Here is an 18323-nt window from a genome sequence, read left to right as displayed (position 1 = left end):
TTATTTGTCGTTTTCGATTAGGCTAGTTAACTCTAAAAATTGGGCAACGCTTAGTTGCTCTGGTCGTTTGTCAAAGATAGGGTTTGCTTTTAAATTATCTGACAATTCCATTGTTTTTAAACTGTTACGAATGGTTTTGCGTCGTTGCTGAAAAGCTTGTTTTACTACTCTGAAAAATAATTTTTCGTCACACGGTAAACTATAATCTGCTTTACGTGTTAAACGTAATACTCCAGAATCTACTCTTGGAGGTGGATTAAATACGGTTGGAGGTACTGTAAATAAGTACTCGGCATCATAAAACGCTTGTGTAAGCACAGATAATATACCGTAAACTTTACTACCTTCTTTGGAGCAAATACGTTGTGCTACTTCTTTTTGAAACATGCCAGAAAATTCTGGAATTTGATCACGAAGCTCTAATGTTTTAAATACAATTTGAGTTGAAATATTATAAGGGAAGTTACCAATTATTGCAAAAGGTTGGTCCTTAAAAGTTTGGCTTAAGTCGTATTTTAAAAAATCTTTTTCAATGATTCTTGGCGCTAAGTTTAGATAGTTGTTTTGTAGATATTCTACACTTTCTGTATCTATTTCTATAACGTATGTTGTAATAGGTTTTTGTAGTAAGTATTTGGTTAAAACACCCATTCCTGGTCCAATCTCTAAGACGTTTTTGTAACCATTTAAAGTTAATGCGTCTGCAATGTCTTTAGCAATACCTTCATCTTCTAAAAAGTGTTGACCAAGAAATTTTTTAGCTTTAACTTGATGGTTGTTATGTTTTTGATGTGCCATAAAATAGGTTGTTTTTCAGCTTAAGCTGAATTATTTAAACGATACCGAATACTCGTCCACAATTTGAAGCTCTGTTCTAAAAGCTAACATTTTGTCGGCAAATTTTTTAAGACCTTCATTTCTAAGGTTGTCAGCGTCTTCTTTATAATAGGCATCCAAAGCTTCTCTGGAATACGATTTATATTGAATGGAGTAGGTTTGTCCTCCCATTTCTTCATCTACTAAAACCTTTGTAAGTGTTGCTTTTTCAAACTTACCAGTTGCTAACACAGTTGGTATGTGTTGTTTTATCCAGATTAACCACTCGTCATGAGCACTATCATCTATATTTACTGTGACGTTATATATGTACATGGTCTATAAGTTTTTTGCAAATAACATAAGTTCTGAGTCGTCCTCAAAGGGTTTTACCATTTTTATGAAGTTAAAACCTAATTTTTCTATTAATTTAATGGATGCAACGTTATTATCTTTAGTTATTGCTCCAATTTTTTTTAGATCAAAGCTGTTTTTTGCTAATTCTAATATCGCTAAAGACGATTCTAATCCATAGCCTTTACCTTCATATTCTGGTAACATTGCAAAGCCAATGTCAGGTAATTCTAAATTTGCTCGTTTTGTTAAACCGTTTGTGCCAATTGGTTTGTTGTTTTCTGCTTTTAAATGCAATTTGTAAAACCCATAACCATGCGTTTTGTAGTCATTTAAATGACCCTTTTTAATGCGTGCTTTGGCTTGGTCAATAGTGTTTACTGTACGGTCACCAATAAATAATTTAAATTTTGGAGTGTTAACTAAATCTATAAAAAATTGAGCATCATCCAATGTAAACTTAGTAATTATAAGTCGTTCTGTTTCTGCTACTACCATAATGTTAGTTTAAGGTGTCACCACGAAGCGCTCTAAATTTTTTACGAGCATCGACTGCGTATATGCTATCCGAATGATTGAATAATAATTGTTCGTATAATTTTTTAGCTTCTTCTGGTTGATTTAAGTGATTTACTAATAGTTCTGCCAAATTGTATAGTGCGTTATCTAATAAAATACTGTCTTTAAAGTCTGTTATAATACGTTGGTAATTTGACTTTGCGTTTTCAAATTCATTTTTAATTTCGAATAATGCTGCTTGTTTTAGTAAGGCTTGAGGTACAATAACTTCTGTTTTATGATCCGTTAAAACGCTATTTAGGATACTAATGGCTTGGTCATTTTTATTTTGAAACGCTAATAAATCTGCTTTAGCATATTTAGTTAAAGCTACTTGTAGTGAGTCTTCTGCTCTGTTATCGCTAATTAGTAATTTTAAATCTAATGCATCATTAGCGGTTAATTGAGAGGTTGAGGATTTTAATATTTTTAGCTGTGATTCTGCCCATTTAAAATCGCCTTTATAATAACTAGCTTTTGCAATCTTAAATCTTGCTTCTTGTGCTATGGTACTGTTTTTTAGGTTGCGTTCTATTTGGGTGTAGTATATTAAGGCTTCGTTAAATTTTTCTTTTAATATTAATATGTCTCCTAATTCTAATTTAACTGGAGCTAAATCATATTCTGAAATTTTAAATTTTAATGCGTTTTTTAATATTGAAATGGCTTGATCTTGCTGGTTAAAATTAAAGGCTAAAAAGTGCGCGTAGTTAATTTGTAAATTTAAGGTTTGTGGTGTTTTACCATAGGTTTCAAAAAGCGTTTCATAGTCTTTCTGGATGTTGGGATAGTCGTTAGCAGTGGCTATTTTAGTTTTAATTAATAGCACTTTTAAGTTGCCAACAAGTTTGGTGTCAATGTCCTGAGTATTTTGAATTATGAAATTAAATACAGCTATGGCATCGTCGTATTGTTTTTGGTTTTCTGCAATTAGACCCAATTCAACCAGACGATCTAAGCTTTGCATTTGTCTTTTGTAAATTGCTTTTTCTTGTGCAAAAGCTTTATTGTAATCTTTTTGCTGAATGAATAACCAACTAAGCATCTCATTCCAGATTAAATCTTGTGATTGTTGAATTTTTTTTAAAAGTATTTTTTTTAAAAATATATTATTTTGATTGGAGGCATCATCCGAAATAAACTCGCTAATACTTCTTTTAATAGTGTTTAAATAACTGTAGCTAGTTTCTACTAACTCTATATAGCTTTCAAACATTTTTTCTACTTCACCTTGTGCACCATAAATACGTGCTAATTGCATATTAAACTCTAACCTAGGATTAAGTTGCATAGCCTTTTTATATGTAGCTATGGCTTGGTTTAAAAGTGATAGATTTTCAAAAGTCCTACCAACGCGATAGGCATTATTTGTGTTTTCGTCTAAGGATTTAATTGCTTGATCATAATATTTATTAGCATTTATACTGTCGTTTTGTAGGTTGTAGTTGTAACCTAGTTCTACTAATAATTCTGGATATTTATTGGTGTCAAGTACTTCTAGTAGTCTTGCTTCTGCATCTTTATATAGCTCTAATTGTTGCTCTACTTTTACTAATTGTAATAAGTAGTTGGTGTTATTTGTGTTTTTGTTGTATAATTTTTTATAGCTGGTTAAGGCTTTTTCAAACTCACCATTTGTAAAATATTCGCGTGCTACTAAGTCTTCCTGTGCATTTAATGTCACAGAAATTATCAAGAGTATTATTAAAATGTAGCGTTTAATTATCATTGTTGTAAATATAAAAATACGAAAGCTAGTAAATGTAAATAATGTGCAAAAAAAATGCCCGAACTAAGTTCAGGCATTTAGCCAATCTAATAAATGTGCTATTAATCATATATATATTCAATATAAGATTCAATTACTTGATTGGGGTTTATCTATGTAATTTTACTTTTTATTGTTTTACTAGTGCTATTTTATCTTTGTCCTTCCTTTGGTCGTTAGTTTTGTTTAAAACTTTCACCATAACAGCTAAAAGAAGCATGAAAAGCAGCAATCTTGCAACGTTTTTCATAATTAGTAGGTTGTATAGGGTGTATCAAAGAAAACTTATTTTTTGTTAACCACAAAACAAATCGTACTAAAACCGACAAAACAACGTGTTTTTTAACGTTTAATCGATTAAATTAATTTTAAAAATAAGAAAAAACCTACAAAACTAATTAATATATTCAAAACCTGTATAAGGGACTAATACGTCTGGAATCTTAATTCCGTCTGCTGTTTGGTAGTTTTCTAATATTCCTGCTAAAACTCTAGGTAGTGCTAAAGAGCTTCCGTTTAATGTATGTGCTAACTCATTTTTACCTTCGCTATTTTTAAAACGAAGTTTTAAGCGGTTGGCTTGAAACGTTTCAAAATTAGAAACGCTAGATATTTCTAACCAACGGTCTTGTGCTGTAGAAAAGACTTCGAAGTCATAAGTTAATGCAGAAGTAAACCCTGTGTCACCACCACATAATCTTAGGATTCTGAATGGTAAATTAAGTTCGTTTAATATTGCTTTAACGTGGTCAACCATACCGTCTAATGCTTTGTAAGAATTATCAGGATGCTCTACACGTAAAATTTCAACCTTATCAAATTGATGTAAACGGTTTAATCCACGCACGTGTGCACCATAACTTCCTGCTTCAACTCTAAAACATGGTGTGTAAGTGGTTAGGCACTTTGGTAAATCTTTTTCGTCTAATAAATCGTTTCTGTAAATATTTGTTGCTGGAACTTCTCCTGTAGGAATTAAGTATAGGCTTGGGCTAACATTGGTAGCATGATACATTTGTCCATCTTTATCTGGTAACTGTCCTGTTGCTAAAGCTGAAGCTTCGTTTACAAGATGTGGTACTTGTACTTCCTCATAGCCAGCTGCTGTATTTTTATCTAAAAAATAGGCAATTAATGCACGTTGCAACTTAGCGCCTTTACCTTTGTATACTGGAAAACCTGCTCCAGCTATTTTTGTACCTAATTCAAAATCTATGATGTCATATTTTTTTGCTAGTTCCCAATGTGGTAAAGCACCATCATGTAATTTAGGGATTTCACCTTGGGCGTAAACTTCTTCGTTATCCTCTTCGCTATTACCTTTTGGTACAGAAGCGTGTGGAATGTTTGGAATTTTGTATAATAGTTGATTTAAAGCTTCGGCTGTAGTAGTAAGCTTGTCGTTTAACTCTTTAGATTCGTCTTTAAAATCTGCTGTTTTAGCTTTTAAAGCATTTGCTTTTTCGGCTTGACCGGATTTATATAAAATACCAATTTCTTTAGAGATAGCATTGGATTCTGCTAAAACTGCATCTAATTTAGTTTGTAAAGCACGACGCTCTTCATCTAAATTTATTACCTCTTCAATCAATGTAGAAGCATCTATGTTTCTAACTGCTAATCTATTGATAACTAAATCTTTGTTTTCTCTGATAAATGGTACTTGTAACATATGTTTTGTTTTGGGTGTTACTTCATGCTTTGGCACACTATAATTGATGTGCTAGGTGACAATTTGTAACTTCAAATTATATGTTGTAAAAGTAGTAAGATTTTGGTTGCTTTAAAATAAATTATTTATCTAATTGCGAAGGTAATACCCAATCACTGTGCTTAAAGGGTTGCCACTTGACACTAGCTAAATCTGTTTTAGTATTAATTAACGTTTTATGAGGTCTTCCATTAACGCTTACTTTTGCACTTACGTACACAGCAATATCTTGACCTTTTGACTTATAGTCCTTTTTTAAATGCTGTGCAAATTGCCATATTACGTCAGGTCTTGTAGTGACCAAGCGTTGTTGTTTTTTGGTTAAATAATCGTTTAAATTTATTAAGGTTTCTTGATTGGTGTTTTTATCGACTACTTTATAGGTTGCGTATCCAGATTTTGATCTAAGCATCATTCGCCAAGATAATCTATGACCTTCTTCTGTCCATAAAACATTATCGTTTATAAAATGATGACGTAAAGGTAGAATGATTTGAATTATAAAATATATGGTTGTAGCTCCTATTAAGATTGGTTTGTAATTAGGGATAATAACTTGGTTGTCCTTATATAAGGGCTTGTTTTTAAGAAATATTTTTTTAACTAATTCTGGAGCAAAAAAGAATAAGCTAAATGCCAACGCTAAATAAGGGAAAATGCCTACTTGAAATACAACAGAATTAAATAAATGGAATATTATAGAGCTGTAAAAGGCTAGTTTTCTGGTTGGTTTATAAAGTAATAAAGGAATTATTAATCCATCATATAAAATACCTCCATAAGCTACAAAAAAAGGTAAGTATTGATTTTGTAATAGTTGTCCAATAATAGGATAGTTAATTTTGTTTTCTAACAGCTGTCTAGGTACGCTTAGGTCTAACCAATCAGGATACATTTTGGCAATGGATGCGTAAGTATATAATATTAATAATTGCACTACAAAAATCCATTTACACCAGCTAGGCATACTTATTTTTTTTATTTCAGGATTGAGTTTGGCGTCAATTGATGCGTATCTATTAGCAGGCAAAAACACCATAATTCCGCTTAGTAAGCATAATAAGTAATAGTGGTTGTTGTACGATGATTTTTGCATTAAATATGTAGTTGTCCACATAACAGTAAATGCAATCATGCTTAATCTGTATTTGTAACCAACCATGATTAGCAGTCCAAAACAACCCATTATCAAGTAATATACATACATTCCATTACCAGGTAGTGGCTGTAAAAAATCAAAACCAATAAAGTTGAACGTAAATTTTGGTTCTATTAACGTAGTTTTAATCCATCCAGTAAAAATGGCTCCTACGGATTCTAGAAAACACAACAGACCAAAAATAATTCTGAAAACTATTAAGGCGCTATTGTCAATATGTTTAAATAGAAATTTATTTATCATACGACTTTAAAAATTCTGATGCATTATGGTTGTCAATCTCTAATTGTTTTTTTAGTAAGTCTAGGCTTTCAAACTTTTGCTCTTCTCTTAGCCTGTGTAGTAGCTCAATTGATAAGGTTTTGTTATATAAAGATTTATTTAAGTTAAAAAAATGAATCTCGATACTTTGGGTAGTACCACTTACTGTTGGATTTGTGCCAATATTCATCATTCCAAATTCAAGTACATTATCTATTATGGCTTGAACGACGTAAACGCCTTGTTTAGGAATAAGTTTATAAGTTTCTTCAATTTTAAGATTTGCAGTAGGATAGCTTATTGTTTTACCAATGCCTTTGCCTTTAATAATTGTTCCTGTCAGCATAAAATTATAGCCTAAGTACGTGTTAGCTGTTTTGATGTCTCCTTCATTTAAAGCAGCTCTGATTTTTGTAGAACTTATGGCAACATCATCTATATCTTGCATAGAAATCTCTTCAACATCAAAATTAAATTGCTCTCCAAATAGTCTTAGGTCATTGATGTTAGCATTTCTGTTACGACCAAAATGATGATCATAACCTATAATTACGTGCTTTGCTTTTAATTGATCGACTAAAATGTCCTCCACAAATGACTCAGCGGTTAATCTAGAAAAGTCTTTGGTGAATTTTTTTACAACCAAATTGGTAATTCCAAAACGTTTTAATAATAACTCTTTTTCACTTATTGTATTAATTAGCTTAATGTTAGCGTCTTTTTGAAGTACCATCCTTGGATGCGGGAAAAATGTTAATAAAGAAGGTTGAAGTCCTTTATTATTTGCAACCTCAACTAACTGTTTGATTATTTTTTGATGTCCAATATGAACGCCATCAAATGTACCAATAGTTAATACAGTGTTTTGTGTTTGATTTGTTTTCAACTTTCTAATATTATACTACAAAAGTAAAAAAGCCAATTGGATTAAATCCAATTGGCTTTTAAGATTATTGTATTTATCTTTTTATTTCTTGATAAAAGGGAATGTTACAGCATTTCCAGCTTTAGATATTTTAATAAAATACATTCCATTACTAAATGGAGTAGTATCTATAGTAAGATCTTGAGCGTTGGTAATGTTGTTTTCAGTGATTAACTGACCAAGCATGTTGTATACTTTGTAAGCATTTGGTAAATCATTGTCATTAGCTGCTTTTATAGTTAATACACCAACAGATGGGTTAGGGTATATAGATAATGTACTAGCTAATTCAAAATTATTAACCGATAAGAATGCTAATTGTGATCCAAAGTAATAAGTATCTGCGATACCTGTAGTAAATGATGCAGATAATATTAAGTCAGTACCAAACGCACTAATTGTAACAGGTACAACTTCGTTAGTACCTTCTTTTTTAACTTGTAATGCACTTCTGTTATTTCCAGTAGCAGTTTCCCAAGCAGCTATTTCAGCTTCAGTAAAGTAGAAGTTAATTGAAGATGCGTCACTCGTACTAGCATTTGTGGTTGTGATATCAAAAGTTTTAGCAGTTACAAAACCAGCAGCATCAGTTGCGCCAGCATACGATACAGCTGCAGCTCCAGCAGTTGTTGCATCTCTAGATACAGCTACTGTTGTACAGCCATGAGCAAATCCTCCTGTGTTATCAATATCTAGCATGATATTTCCAGTTGAAACATCTGTCGAGTAAGCTTGACCAGCAGCAGTTAAGTTGATCTGGTCAGGTGTAGTAGTGTTAACATCTGTTTGTACTAATGTGTTAACGTTTGATGTCACAGCAACATTATCTATAGCTAAAAAGTCTTGATCTGTACAATCCCAATGTCTAAAAGCAATATAAACATTTGATTGACCAGCAAATGCCGAAATATCAAACGTATGAGATATAATTGCTCCTGTATTTCCAACATCACCTAGTATTTCTGTCATTGAGGTCGCAGAATTTACTAAGGTTGCAATATTGTTTGTGTTACCTACATGGATGCTATATTTTTCTTCATCCCAACTTGCTGCAGCCACTTGAGTAGTCCAGCTCATTGTAACTGTTCCAGAAGCAGCAGATAAATCTATTGCTGGAGTTACAGCCCAATTATCAGGAGTTAATGGTACTTGAATCCATGAACGTGACATTAAACTAGGACTTAAAACAACGCCTACTGTAAATTGATCTCCAAATGAATTACCATCACCATCGGCATCTGTTGTTGTCCAATCAGAAATATCTTCATCTTCAAAGTCATCACTAAAATATGTAACATTTGCAGTGTTTGAAACTACAGCGTCATCATTTAATATGGTAACATTGTAAGGTACTGTTGATACCGTAGCATCACCTGTAGTTGTTAAATTTAAGGTTAATTCAATAGTTTCATCAGCTTCAACAAAGCTATCATTAAATACTCTTAAAGTAACAGCATTACTAGGTGTAGTTGATCCAGCAGGAAATGTTACAGAGTTATTCATTAACATAAAATCTTCATTTTCTGTAGCTGTTCCACTGTTTGATAATGTTACAGTTGAAGCAGCAGTACCACCTAAAGAGATTGTAAAATCAATTGTATAATCTTGGAAATTACAATCACTACCTTCAGCTATTTGTCCAGGAGAAGGTGTTCCAGAAGACGTGTTGATAAATGGAATTGTTGAAGAGTTACATGCATTAGAGCTAGCTAATTCCATTCTTCGAGGCGAATTAGCCATTACAATTAACATTCTGTCTTTTTGATTTTGAGTAAAGTTATTCATACAGATATCGTTTGAATAATCCATATAATTGGTAGTTAAATCAGCAACACCATCACAAGTTGTCGTTGCTGGACAGTTACCACCACTAGATGTTTGTTGCGTTGGTGTATCTGCACAAAAATCATCTCCACAGTTAGCATCACCCCAAATATGTCTTAAACCTAGGTAGTGACCTACTTCATGAGTCATTGTTCTACCTCTATCATAAGGTGCGTTTAATAAAAAGCTACCATCATTGCTACCAATATCTCCAAAAGTACTATATGCAGCTACAACACCATCCGAGTTAGCACCACCATTATTTGCGTTTAAACCTTGTAATCCTGAAGCATTAGGAAATTGTGCATAACCTAAAAGCGTCTGATCAGTAAATTGAACAGACCACATGTTCATGTATTGTGTAGGATCCCAAATTGTAGCAGGTTTAAGTACTGTATCTGTACTACCTCCTGGTCCAGACCATGTTGTACCTAAAGCAGTAGAGTCAAAACGATTAATACCATTAGTTGGATTACCATTTTCATCTTGTTGAGCAAGACAAAATTCTATCTCAACATCAACTCCAGTTCCATCACCAGGTGTACCTGTTAATTTTCTAAAATCCTCATTCATTGCATCAATTTGAGAAATTACTTGTGCGTCAGTAATATTTGGTGCTACACCAATTGCTTGTCCTGAGTGAACAACGTGTACTACTACAGGAATTGAAATAACAACCATACTTCTGCTATCTGGATTTGCAAGGCGTTGTTGTTTAGCTTCTTCAATTTTGGTAGCCATCCAATCTTCAAATTGACCATCTGTAGCTCTTTCAGGAAATTGTTGAGCTAAGTAAGCTTCATATTCTGTGCTTGAACATTTTACATAACCCGTGTCCTCTAGACTACGTGCATTTTCAGGGGTTACGTTTTTTGGACCGTTATTTCTCTTTTCCTCTTGAGCTGTTAAGCTTAAAGTGAATAGTATAGAAAAAAGATAAAGTGTAATTTTTTTCATCAAAGGGTTTTTTAGTTTAATCCGATAAATTTATGGAAAAATTGCTAATTAGGGTGTTAAATTTTAAAAGGAATATTATTTTTTTACACATTTTATTAAGAATTCTCATTATTTTAGTCTAATAATTCAACTAAAACCAGCTGTCATGAAAACAAGATTACTCAATTTATCTAAAATACTTATGATGCTTTCATTTGTATTTTCCTATGGTCAACAGGACTATTGGATTAAATCTACCGAAGCTAAAACTTCTAATTTAGAAAAAGTTAGACGTGCTTCTTTTCCAGATGATTATCAAGTATTTTCCTTAAACGTTGCTAAATTTAGATTAGCAATTAAAGACGCTCCTTTAAGAGGTGAAAATATAGGTAAGTCTAATGTTATAGCTTACTTTCCTGACGCTACAGGTAAGTTAGAACGCTTTAGTGTTTCTGAATCTCCAATTATGGAGTCAGAATTAGCAGCAAAAAACCCGATGATTAAAACGTATAAAGCTGTAGGTATTGATGATCCAACAGCTACAATGCGGTTTAGTTTAACTCAATTTGGATTACATACAATGTCATTGTCAGGAAAAAGAGGGTCATTATTTATCGATCCTTACACTATTACTAATGACTTTTATATTGTGTATCAAAGAAGTGCTTTAGGTCAAGATTTACAAGGTTTTGAGTGTTTGACAGATGAAAACATAGAGCTTAGGTCGCTTACTAATGAAACAGCAAGAGCTTTAGCTGATACCGACGATATGCAACTTAGAACCTATCGATTAGCTCAAACCTGTAATGGTGAGTATGGAGCATTATTTGCTGGAACAGGAACAGATGCGCAGAAGAAGCAAAATATTCAGGCTCAAATGGCAATTACTATTAATAGAGTAAATGAAGTTTATGAAAGAGATTTGGCTATAACACTGGTGTTTATTAATCAAAATGACCAATTGATTTATTATAACGCAGCGACAGATCCTTGGACAGGAGAGTTTAATACAAAAACACAACAAGTGATTTCTACAACATTAAATGATGAAAGCTTGTATGATATAGGACATAATTTTAATACCTCTGGAGGAGGTAGTGCAGGTTGTTTAGGTTGCGTGTGTCTTGATGGTGCACCACCTTATACAGGAAATCAAAAGGGTAGAGGTTATACTGGACGACCAAATCCTACAGGAGACGCATTTGATATTGATTATGTTGCGCATGAAATGGGCCATCAATTTGATGGATGGCATAGTATGAATACTTGCAGTCGTTCAGGAAATGGTATGACAGAAGTAGAGCCAGCTTCTGGTAGTTCTATTATGGGTTATGCTGGTATTTGTGCTACTAACGTACAATCTAATAGTGATGCTCATTTTAACTATGTAAATATTAGAGATATATCTGCTAATATCCAACCAGGAGGAACTAGTGATTGTGGTGTGACTATGGCACTAACTAATCAACCTCCAGTTGCAGATGCAGGTTCTGATTATTCAATTCCACCAAGTACAGCTTTTGTTTTAAGAGGGTCCGCAACAGATCCTGATGGATTAGCAAGTTTAACGTATAATTGGAGTCCTAATGATCCGTCTCAGGCACCAACAAACGGAGCGCCACAACCAAATTGGACTACAGGTCCAATGTATAGATCTATATTGCCAACAGATTCTCCAGATAGATATATGCCAAGTTATAGTGATGTGGTAGCTGGTAATTTAACACCAACTTGGGAAGTGACTCCTGCTGTTGCAAGAACCATGAATTTTTCCTTTATAGTAAGGGATAATGCTAGTGGTTTTGCTAATGGTATTGGACAAACTGATGCAGATTTAATGGTGGTTGACGTTGTAGGTACGCAGCCATTTACTGTTGTTACTCCACCAGCTTGGGGTTCAGGAAGTGATCAAACTTTAATATGGAATGTTGGAGATACTGATGGAACAGTTATTAATTGCCAATCGGTAAATATTAAATTTTCGACAGATGGAGGTTTAACTTACCCAATAACTTTAGCATCTGGTACTGCTAATGATGGGACAGAAGTTGTGACTATACCTGCAATTGCAGATACGGATAATGCTAGAGTAATGGTTGAGGCTGCGGATAATATATTTTATGCTATGTCTAGCGTGTTTTCAATAAGTAATACGCCTTCTTTTGTGCTTAATAATGCTACAGGAGCTCAAGTTGCTTGTAGTATAGATGCGGTGGATTATAATGTAGATATGATTACTGTTAATGGTTTTTCAGAGACAACTAACTTCACGTCTTCAATCAGTCCAGCATTACCAAGTGCAAATGTGATATTTACACCTTCAAGTTTAAATACTGATGGAACAACTTTAGTAAGCGTATCTGGTTTACTAAGCGCTGCAGCTGGTGACTATACAATTACTATTACAGGTACGTCTGCTACACAAACTAAAGCAGTGGATTTACCTTTAACTATTATTGATGGTATCTGTGCATCTGTTGCTAATACAAGTTATCAAACTAGTACGACTTTAGTTCAATTTGCAGATATAAACAATACTTCTGGTAAACCTTCTGGTTATAGTGATTATACAGGCTCTACTATTGCAACTCAAACAACGGATGTTAATAGAGGCTCTACTTATCCATTAGTAACACACCAAAATACAGATGGTAACTATACTTGTGTAACTAATGTTTGGATAGATTGGAATCAAAATTGTTTATTTGAAGCAAATGAAACTTATGACTTGGGCTCTGCTATTAATGTAACAAATGGACCTTCAGGAAATTCTGGACTAATGGTTACCGTTCCTTCTGATGCACTTATTGGAGCGACAACTATGCGTGTAACTACAAAGTATGCATCTGCTTCAAACTCTTGCGAAAATGGTCATGATGCTGAGGTGGAAGATTACCGTATTAATGTAATGGCACCTTTATCTGTTACAGAATTTACTGATTTTAGTAGTTTTAATGTGTATCCTAATCCTAATAATGGAGAGTTTGTTATCCAAATGAATAATAATAATTTGTCTAGTGATGTTAATGTTGTTGTTTATGATGTTAGAGGACGACGTGTTTTTAACGAGTCTTTTCAAAATTCTACTGAATTTAATCAAACTATAAAATTAAATAATGTAGAATCCGGACTGTATTTATTAAGTATTACAGACGGAAAGTCTACTGCAACTAAGAAGTTAATTGTAAAGTAATTTACTACTCAATATTTATAAATAAAAAAAGGAAGCTACTTAGCTTCCTTTTTTTATTTTCCATTAAAATTATTCATTGTATTATTGATTCCAGCAGTACCAAAAGATTTTACTATTTCTGCACTTTTTTCATAGCGTTCCGGAAGTTTTTTGTTTTCATCATCTTCCCATTCGCCTAATACATAATCAACCTGTCTTCCTTTGCTAAAAGCATCGCTTATACCAAATCTAAAACGATTATATTTTGAGGTGTTTAATTTATCTTGAATGTCTTTTAGTCCATTATGTCCTCCATCACTACCTTTAGTTTTAATCCTGAGACTTCCAAACGGTAGGTTTAAGTCATCTGTAATAACAAGTAAATTATCTAAAGGAATTTTTTCTTTAGTTAACCAATATAATACAGACTTACCACTTAAATTCATATAGGTACTTGGTTTTAGTAAAATAAATGTTCGGCCTTTATATCTAAAGGTTGCAACATCTCCTAATTTTTGAGTTTCAAATGTAATGTCCTCTTTTGTAGCTAAAAAGTCTAATATTTTAAAGCCTATATTATGGCGTGTATTCTCATACTTTTCACCAATATTACCTAAGCCTACGATTAAAAATTTTTTCATGGGATCTAATTCTTCAATAAAATTTGAGGATTTATTGTTTGTAAACAGTTTAAAAATCCATTTAAGCATAATGTCTGTTTTTGTAAAAATAAAAAAAGCATCCTAAATTAAAAGGATGCTTTTTGGTATTTAATTTTAAAAGAAACTTAATCTTTTACTGCAGCTACATCATCTGTTTCAGTTGCTGGTACATCATCTGCATCTTCATCTTCATCTTCATCGTCTACAGTTACTGCAGCTCTAGAACGTCTTACTAGACACACAACAGTATTGTCTGGGTGCATAAAAGTGTAAGCTTCGTTTTCTAACTTAGTAATGTATAATTTGTTACCGATTTTAAGATCTTCGATATTTGCATCGATAAAATCAGGTAAGTTTCCTGGTAAAGCTTTAACACGTAAACTACGTTTGTTTTTACGTAAAACACCACCATTTCTTACACCTCTTGGGTTACCAATAAAGTTAAGTGGAATATCCATTGTAATTTCTTTGTCTTCAAATACTTGGTAGAAATCTACGTGTAAAATATTATCTGTTACAGGGTGAAATTGAATGTCTTGTAAAATAGCATTAAAAACTGTTCCACCTTCTAATTCGATTACAACTGTGTGCGCATTTGGTGTGTATACCAATTTAGAGAATGCTAACTCAGCTGCTGAAAAATGAACTGGTTTGTCTCCTCCGTATAGTACGCAAGGAACCTGACCAGCATTACGTAAGGCTTTTGTTGCTTTCTTGCCCACGCTTTCTCTTTGAGATCCGTTGATTGTAATTGACTTCATTTTATTATTTATGTTTAATTATTAAATACGTTGTTGATGTAGTTATACGTTACTACATTAAAAATTTTGAGCTAATTGATTTATTGTAATGTACATTTTGCATGACTTCGGCAAATAAATCAGCACAGCTTAAAACTTTTATTTTTTTACTTTCTTGCTTTAATGGGATAGAGTCTGTAACGATTAATTCTTCTAATTTAGAGTTCTCTATTCTTTCGTAAGCATTACCTGACAATATTGGATGTGTACAAATAGCTCTTACACTTAATGCGCCACGTTCCATCATTAAATCTGCTGCTTTTGTAAGTGTACCAGCAGTATCTACCATGTCATCTACCAATACTACATTTTTACCAGTAACATCTCCAATTAATTCCATGTGTGAAATTACATTGGCTTTAGCACGTTGCTTGTAGCAAATAACCACATCACTTTGTAATGCTTTTGAATAAGCATAAGCACGTTTTGATCCTCCCATATCTGGAGAAGCTATAGTTAAATTGTCTAGCTTTAAATCTTTTAAATAAGGTAAAAAGATGGTTGAAGCAAACAAATGATCTACAGGTTTTTCAAAAAATCCTTGTATTTGGTCAGCGTGCAAATCCATAGTAATAATTCTAGTAGCTCCTGCTGCTTCCAACATTTTTGCTACTAATTTAGCAGCAATAGGTACTCTAGGTTTATCTTTACGGTCTTGTCTTGCCCAACCAAAGTAAGGCAATACAGCTGTAATGTGTCTTGCAGACGCACGTTTTGCTGCATCAATCATTAATAACATTTCCATTAAGTTTTCTGAGCTTGGATTTGTTGATCCAATGATGAAAATACGAGTTCCTCTGATAGATTCCTCGTATGATGGTTGAAACTCGCCATCACTATAAGTTGATGTTATTACTTTGCCTAAATCTGATCCGTAAGCATGAGCGATTTTCTCTGCTAACGCTTTACTTTGCGTAATGGAAAATATTTTAGCTTCTGGCTTTGTGTTTGGCATTGTTAATCTGTTGTTTGGTAGGTTTTTAGGCTACATGATTTTTAATGAGGTGCAAATTTAGTATAATTTTTGAGCTTTAAAAGATATTAGACGCTATTTTTAAGGGATATTTCTAAAATATATTTATTTTTGTCATCTCAAATTGCTCAAGTGGCGGAATTGGTAGACGCGTCGGATTCAAAATCCGATTCTTCGGAGTGTGGGTTCGATTCCCACCTTGAGTACGTTTAAAGCCTTTATAATACTAAAATATAGTTTTATAAAGGCTTTTTTGTTGGTTGTAATTAGCTAGTTGTTAGCTTGTTGTTTGTTTAATCTTATTTTGAAGAGTCTCTAAATACAATATCAGTTTCTATAGTTTCAATGGTTGTATTTGTTATTTTCTTTTCTAGTTTATTGATTAAAAGTGTGGCTGCTCTTTCGCCAATAATCTCTCCATGTTGACTTATTGTACTTAATCTAGGATTGGAGTGTCTTGCTAAAATTCCGTTAGAAAACGCTAAAACAGATAATTCTGTAGGTATTTTAATGCCTTTTTCATGGGCTATTTTCATTGCAGCAATTGCTACGGACTCGTCAGAAGCAATAAGTGCATCAAAAGTATGTTCAAATAATGGTTTTACGACAGCTTCATGTTTTTTGTAATATATTTCATGAGTTGTTATTATAATGTCGTCGTCTTTTTCTAAATTATTATTTTTTAAACCAGCTAAATAGCCTTCGTGTCTTAGTTTTCCTATGCTTAAGTCCATATTTGCGCCAGCAAAAGCTATTTTTTTACAGCCTTTATTTTTTAAGTAATTTACAGCGTTTACAGATGCCATAAAGTCGTTAGTGATTACTTTGTCACAATCTATGTCTTCAACAACGCGATCAAACATGACTAAAGGAATTTCTTTAGCAATACAAGATTTAAAATGATCAAAAGATGCTTCGGTTTCTGTTTCTTCAGCTACAGATAAAATAAAACCATCTACAACACCTGTGGATAACATTTCTATCGTTTCAATTTCTTTGTTAAGCGAGTCATTGGATATACAAGTAATTATTTTGTAACCTTTTTTTGTAGCTGTTTTTTCTATTCCTTTTAATACTTGTGCAAAGTAATAGTTAAGCATGTTTGGAATGATAATCCCAATGGTTTTAGTGCGTTGATTTTTTAAGCTTAAGGCATTAAAGTTTGGTGTGTAATTTTTTTCTTTAGCGTAAGCTTTTATGTCTTCTGAAGTAGATTTACTAATCTCTGGGCTATCATTTAAAGCTTTTGAAACTGTCGAAATTGAAACACTAAAATGATTAGCTATATCTTTTAAAGTAATTTTTTTCATAGTAATTGTTATAAATAAACTTCTAGTAACTCACAAGATGTTGAAGATAAAGAAATGTTTTTAATACTAGCAGGAAGTAATACTGTTTCACCTTTTTTTAAGGTAAAAACATCCTTTTTCCACTCAATTTCTACGTTTCCTTCAACACATATGTATATTATAAACGAATCTATATTGCTGTAATCTTTATTTAGTGTACCATCAATTTTAATAAAATTGCTTTTAAAATAGGCTGAATGAACTAAATCATTAGATTGGTTAGTCGTTTTGTTATAGTGTGTTTTGTAGGTGTCGTGTACGGAAAAATCTATGACATCCTTAGCTAAATCGTTATGTAATTCTCTTTTTTCACCTGTACTATTATCAACTCTGTCGTAGTCGTAAATTCTGTATGTAATGTCAGATGTTTGTTGTATTTCGGCTAACAACACACCTGCTCCAATAGCATGGACACGTCCTGTTGGAATATAAAAAGTATCTCCTTTACTTACAACTTCATGGTTCATTACGTCTAATAGCTTACCATCCTTTAAATGTTGTTCATATTGTTCTGGAGATAAGTTTTCTTTAAATCCAATGATTAATTCAGCCTCTTTTTCGGCTTGCATAACATACCACATTTCGTTTTTACCAAAAGAATTGTGTCGTGATTTAGCGACTTCGTTACTTGGATGAACTTGTATTGATAAAGGCGTTTTTGCATCAATAAATTTAATTAACAAAGGGAAGTTGTTTCCAAATGTAGTATAAACGGTTTCGCCTAAAAAATCGCCTTTATATTTTTGGATTAATTGTTTTAAAGTCAACCCTTGAAGTGGACCTTCTAATACAGTCGTTTCGTCATTATTAACGTCAGATACTTCCCAAGACTCACCTATCATGTTTTTGGAATAGTTTTTACCAAGCTCAGTTTTTAGTTTTTCGCCTCCCCAAATTCTGTATTTATAAAGCGGTTGAAATTTTAAAGGATATAATTCCATAGGTATAAAAGGTGATGTTTTGAGTTCAAATTTACCAAACTATCGCTATATTTTATAGTTTTTTACTAAAGTCTTTTTTTTAATCTGTATCGTGCTTATAATTTGGCTAGCGTT

14 protein-coding genes and 1 tRNA gene are annotated in these 18323 nt (G+C 32.8%); 2 read left to right on the top strand and 13 right to left on the bottom strand.

All coding sequences use genetic code 11. From position 1 onward, the window contains the following. The 8 genes from rsmA to WNY60_RS04190 all read right to left on the bottom strand — a co-directional run bounded on the left by rsmA (window position 1) and on the right by WNY60_RS04190 (window position 10333). Entirely contained in the window at window positions 1-798 is a 798-nt protein-coding gene (gene rsmA / locus WNY60_RS04225; RefSeq protein WP_028284171.1) for a 16S rRNA (adenine(1518)-N(6)/adenine(1519)-N(6))-dimethyltransferase RsmA, read from the bottom strand. A 30-nt stretch (window positions 799-828) separates the two neighbouring features. Then, complete coding sequence (locus tag WNY60_RS04220) at window positions 829-1152, bottom strand: DUF4286 family protein (protein ID WP_145005798.1); 324 nt, start codon at window positions 1150-1152, stop codon at window positions 829-831. 3 nt (window positions 1153-1155) lie between these two features. Beyond that, window positions 1156-1668: a GNAT family N-acetyltransferase gene (locus tag WNY60_RS04215; protein ID WP_342861601.1), complete on the bottom strand. Its 513-nt coding sequence runs from the start codon at window positions 1666-1668 to the stop codon at window positions 1156-1158. A 4-nt stretch (window positions 1669-1672) separates the two neighbouring features. Beyond that, window positions 1673-3457, bottom strand: a complete 1785-nt coding sequence (locus tag WNY60_RS04210) for a tetratricopeptide repeat protein (RefSeq protein WP_342861600.1) — start codon at window positions 3455-3457, stop codon at window positions 1673-1675. Between the two features lie 433 nt (window positions 3458-3890). Continuing rightward, window positions 3891-5168, bottom strand: a complete 1278-nt coding sequence (gene serS, locus WNY60_RS04205; protein ID WP_342861599.1) for a serine--tRNA ligase — start codon at window positions 5166-5168, stop codon at window positions 3891-3893. Window positions 5169-5289: 121 nt separating this feature from the next. Then, a complete protein-coding gene (locus tag WNY60_RS04200) occupies window positions 5290-6609 on the bottom strand; it encodes an HTTM domain-containing protein (protein ID WP_339808030.1) in 1320 nt (439 codons plus the stop codon). Beyond that, window positions 6599-7513 carry a bifunctional riboflavin kinase/FAD synthetase gene (locus WNY60_RS04195; RefSeq protein ID WP_145005813.1) on the bottom strand — a complete coding sequence of 305 codons (915 nt, stop codon included), beginning with the start codon at window positions 7511-7513 and terminating at the stop codon, window positions 6599-6601. Before WNY60_RS04195 ends, WNY60_RS04200 begins: the two co-directional genes overlap by 11 nt. An 81-nt stretch (window positions 7514-7594) precedes the next feature. Beyond that, window positions 7595-10333: a M43 family zinc metalloprotease gene (locus tag WNY60_RS04190; protein WP_342861598.1), complete on the bottom strand. Its 2739-nt coding sequence runs from the start codon at window positions 10331-10333 to the stop codon at window positions 7595-7597. 145 nt (window positions 10334-10478) lie between these two features. Here WNY60_RS04190 and WNY60_RS04185 point away from each other — a divergent pair, with 145 nt between their 5' ends. Beyond that, a complete protein-coding gene (locus tag WNY60_RS04185) occupies window positions 10479-13505 on the top strand; it encodes a reprolysin-like metallopeptidase (protein WP_342861597.1) in 3027 nt (1008 codons plus the stop codon). Window positions 13506-13558: 53 nt separating this feature from the next. On the opposite strand, the gene pth is transcribed toward WNY60_RS04185, so the two are convergent. The 3 genes from pth to WNY60_RS04170 form a co-directional block, all read right to left on the bottom strand. Beyond that, on the bottom strand, window positions 13559-14194 hold the full coding sequence (gene pth / locus WNY60_RS04180; RefSeq protein WP_342861596.1) for an aminoacyl-tRNA hydrolase: 636 nt from the start codon (window positions 14192-14194) through the stop codon (window positions 13559-13561). A gap of 77 nt (window positions 14195-14271) precedes the next feature. Beyond that, on the bottom strand, window positions 14272-14907 hold the full coding sequence (locus WNY60_RS04175; RefSeq protein WP_145005825.1) for a 50S ribosomal protein L25/general stress protein Ctc: 636 nt from the start codon (window positions 14905-14907) through the stop codon (window positions 14272-14274). A 52-nt stretch (window positions 14908-14959) separates the two neighbouring features. After that, window positions 14960-15901, bottom strand: coding sequence for a ribose-phosphate pyrophosphokinase (locus tag WNY60_RS04170; protein ID WP_145005828.1), 942 nt, complete (start codon window positions 15899-15901; stop codon window positions 14960-14962). Window positions 15902-16045: 144 nt separating this feature from the next. Here WNY60_RS04170 and WNY60_RS04165 point away from each other — a divergent pair. Then, a tRNA-Leu gene (locus WNY60_RS04165) sits at window positions 16046-16125 on the top strand. 93 nt (window positions 16126-16218) lie between these two features. Here the strand turns inward: WNY60_RS04165 and WNY60_RS04160 are convergent. Then, window positions 16219-17229 carry a LacI family DNA-binding transcriptional regulator gene (locus WNY60_RS04160; protein WP_342861595.1) on the bottom strand — a complete coding sequence of 337 codons (1011 nt, stop codon included), beginning with the start codon at window positions 17227-17229 and terminating at the stop codon, window positions 16219-16221. An 8-nt stretch (window positions 17230-17237) separates the two neighbouring features. Beyond that, entirely contained in the window at window positions 17238-18209 is a 972-nt protein-coding gene (locus WNY60_RS04155; protein ID WP_145005834.1) for a type I phosphomannose isomerase catalytic subunit, read from the bottom strand. Window positions 18210-18323 lie beyond the last annotated feature (114 nt).

Source organism: Olleya sp. AS48, from assembly GCF_038900355.1.
GTDB lineage: Bacteria > Bacteroidota > Bacteroidia > Flavobacteriales > Flavobacteriaceae > Olleya.
Note: the sequence above shows the minus strand (reverse complement) of the source record. Positions and strands in the feature narration are given on the sequence as shown.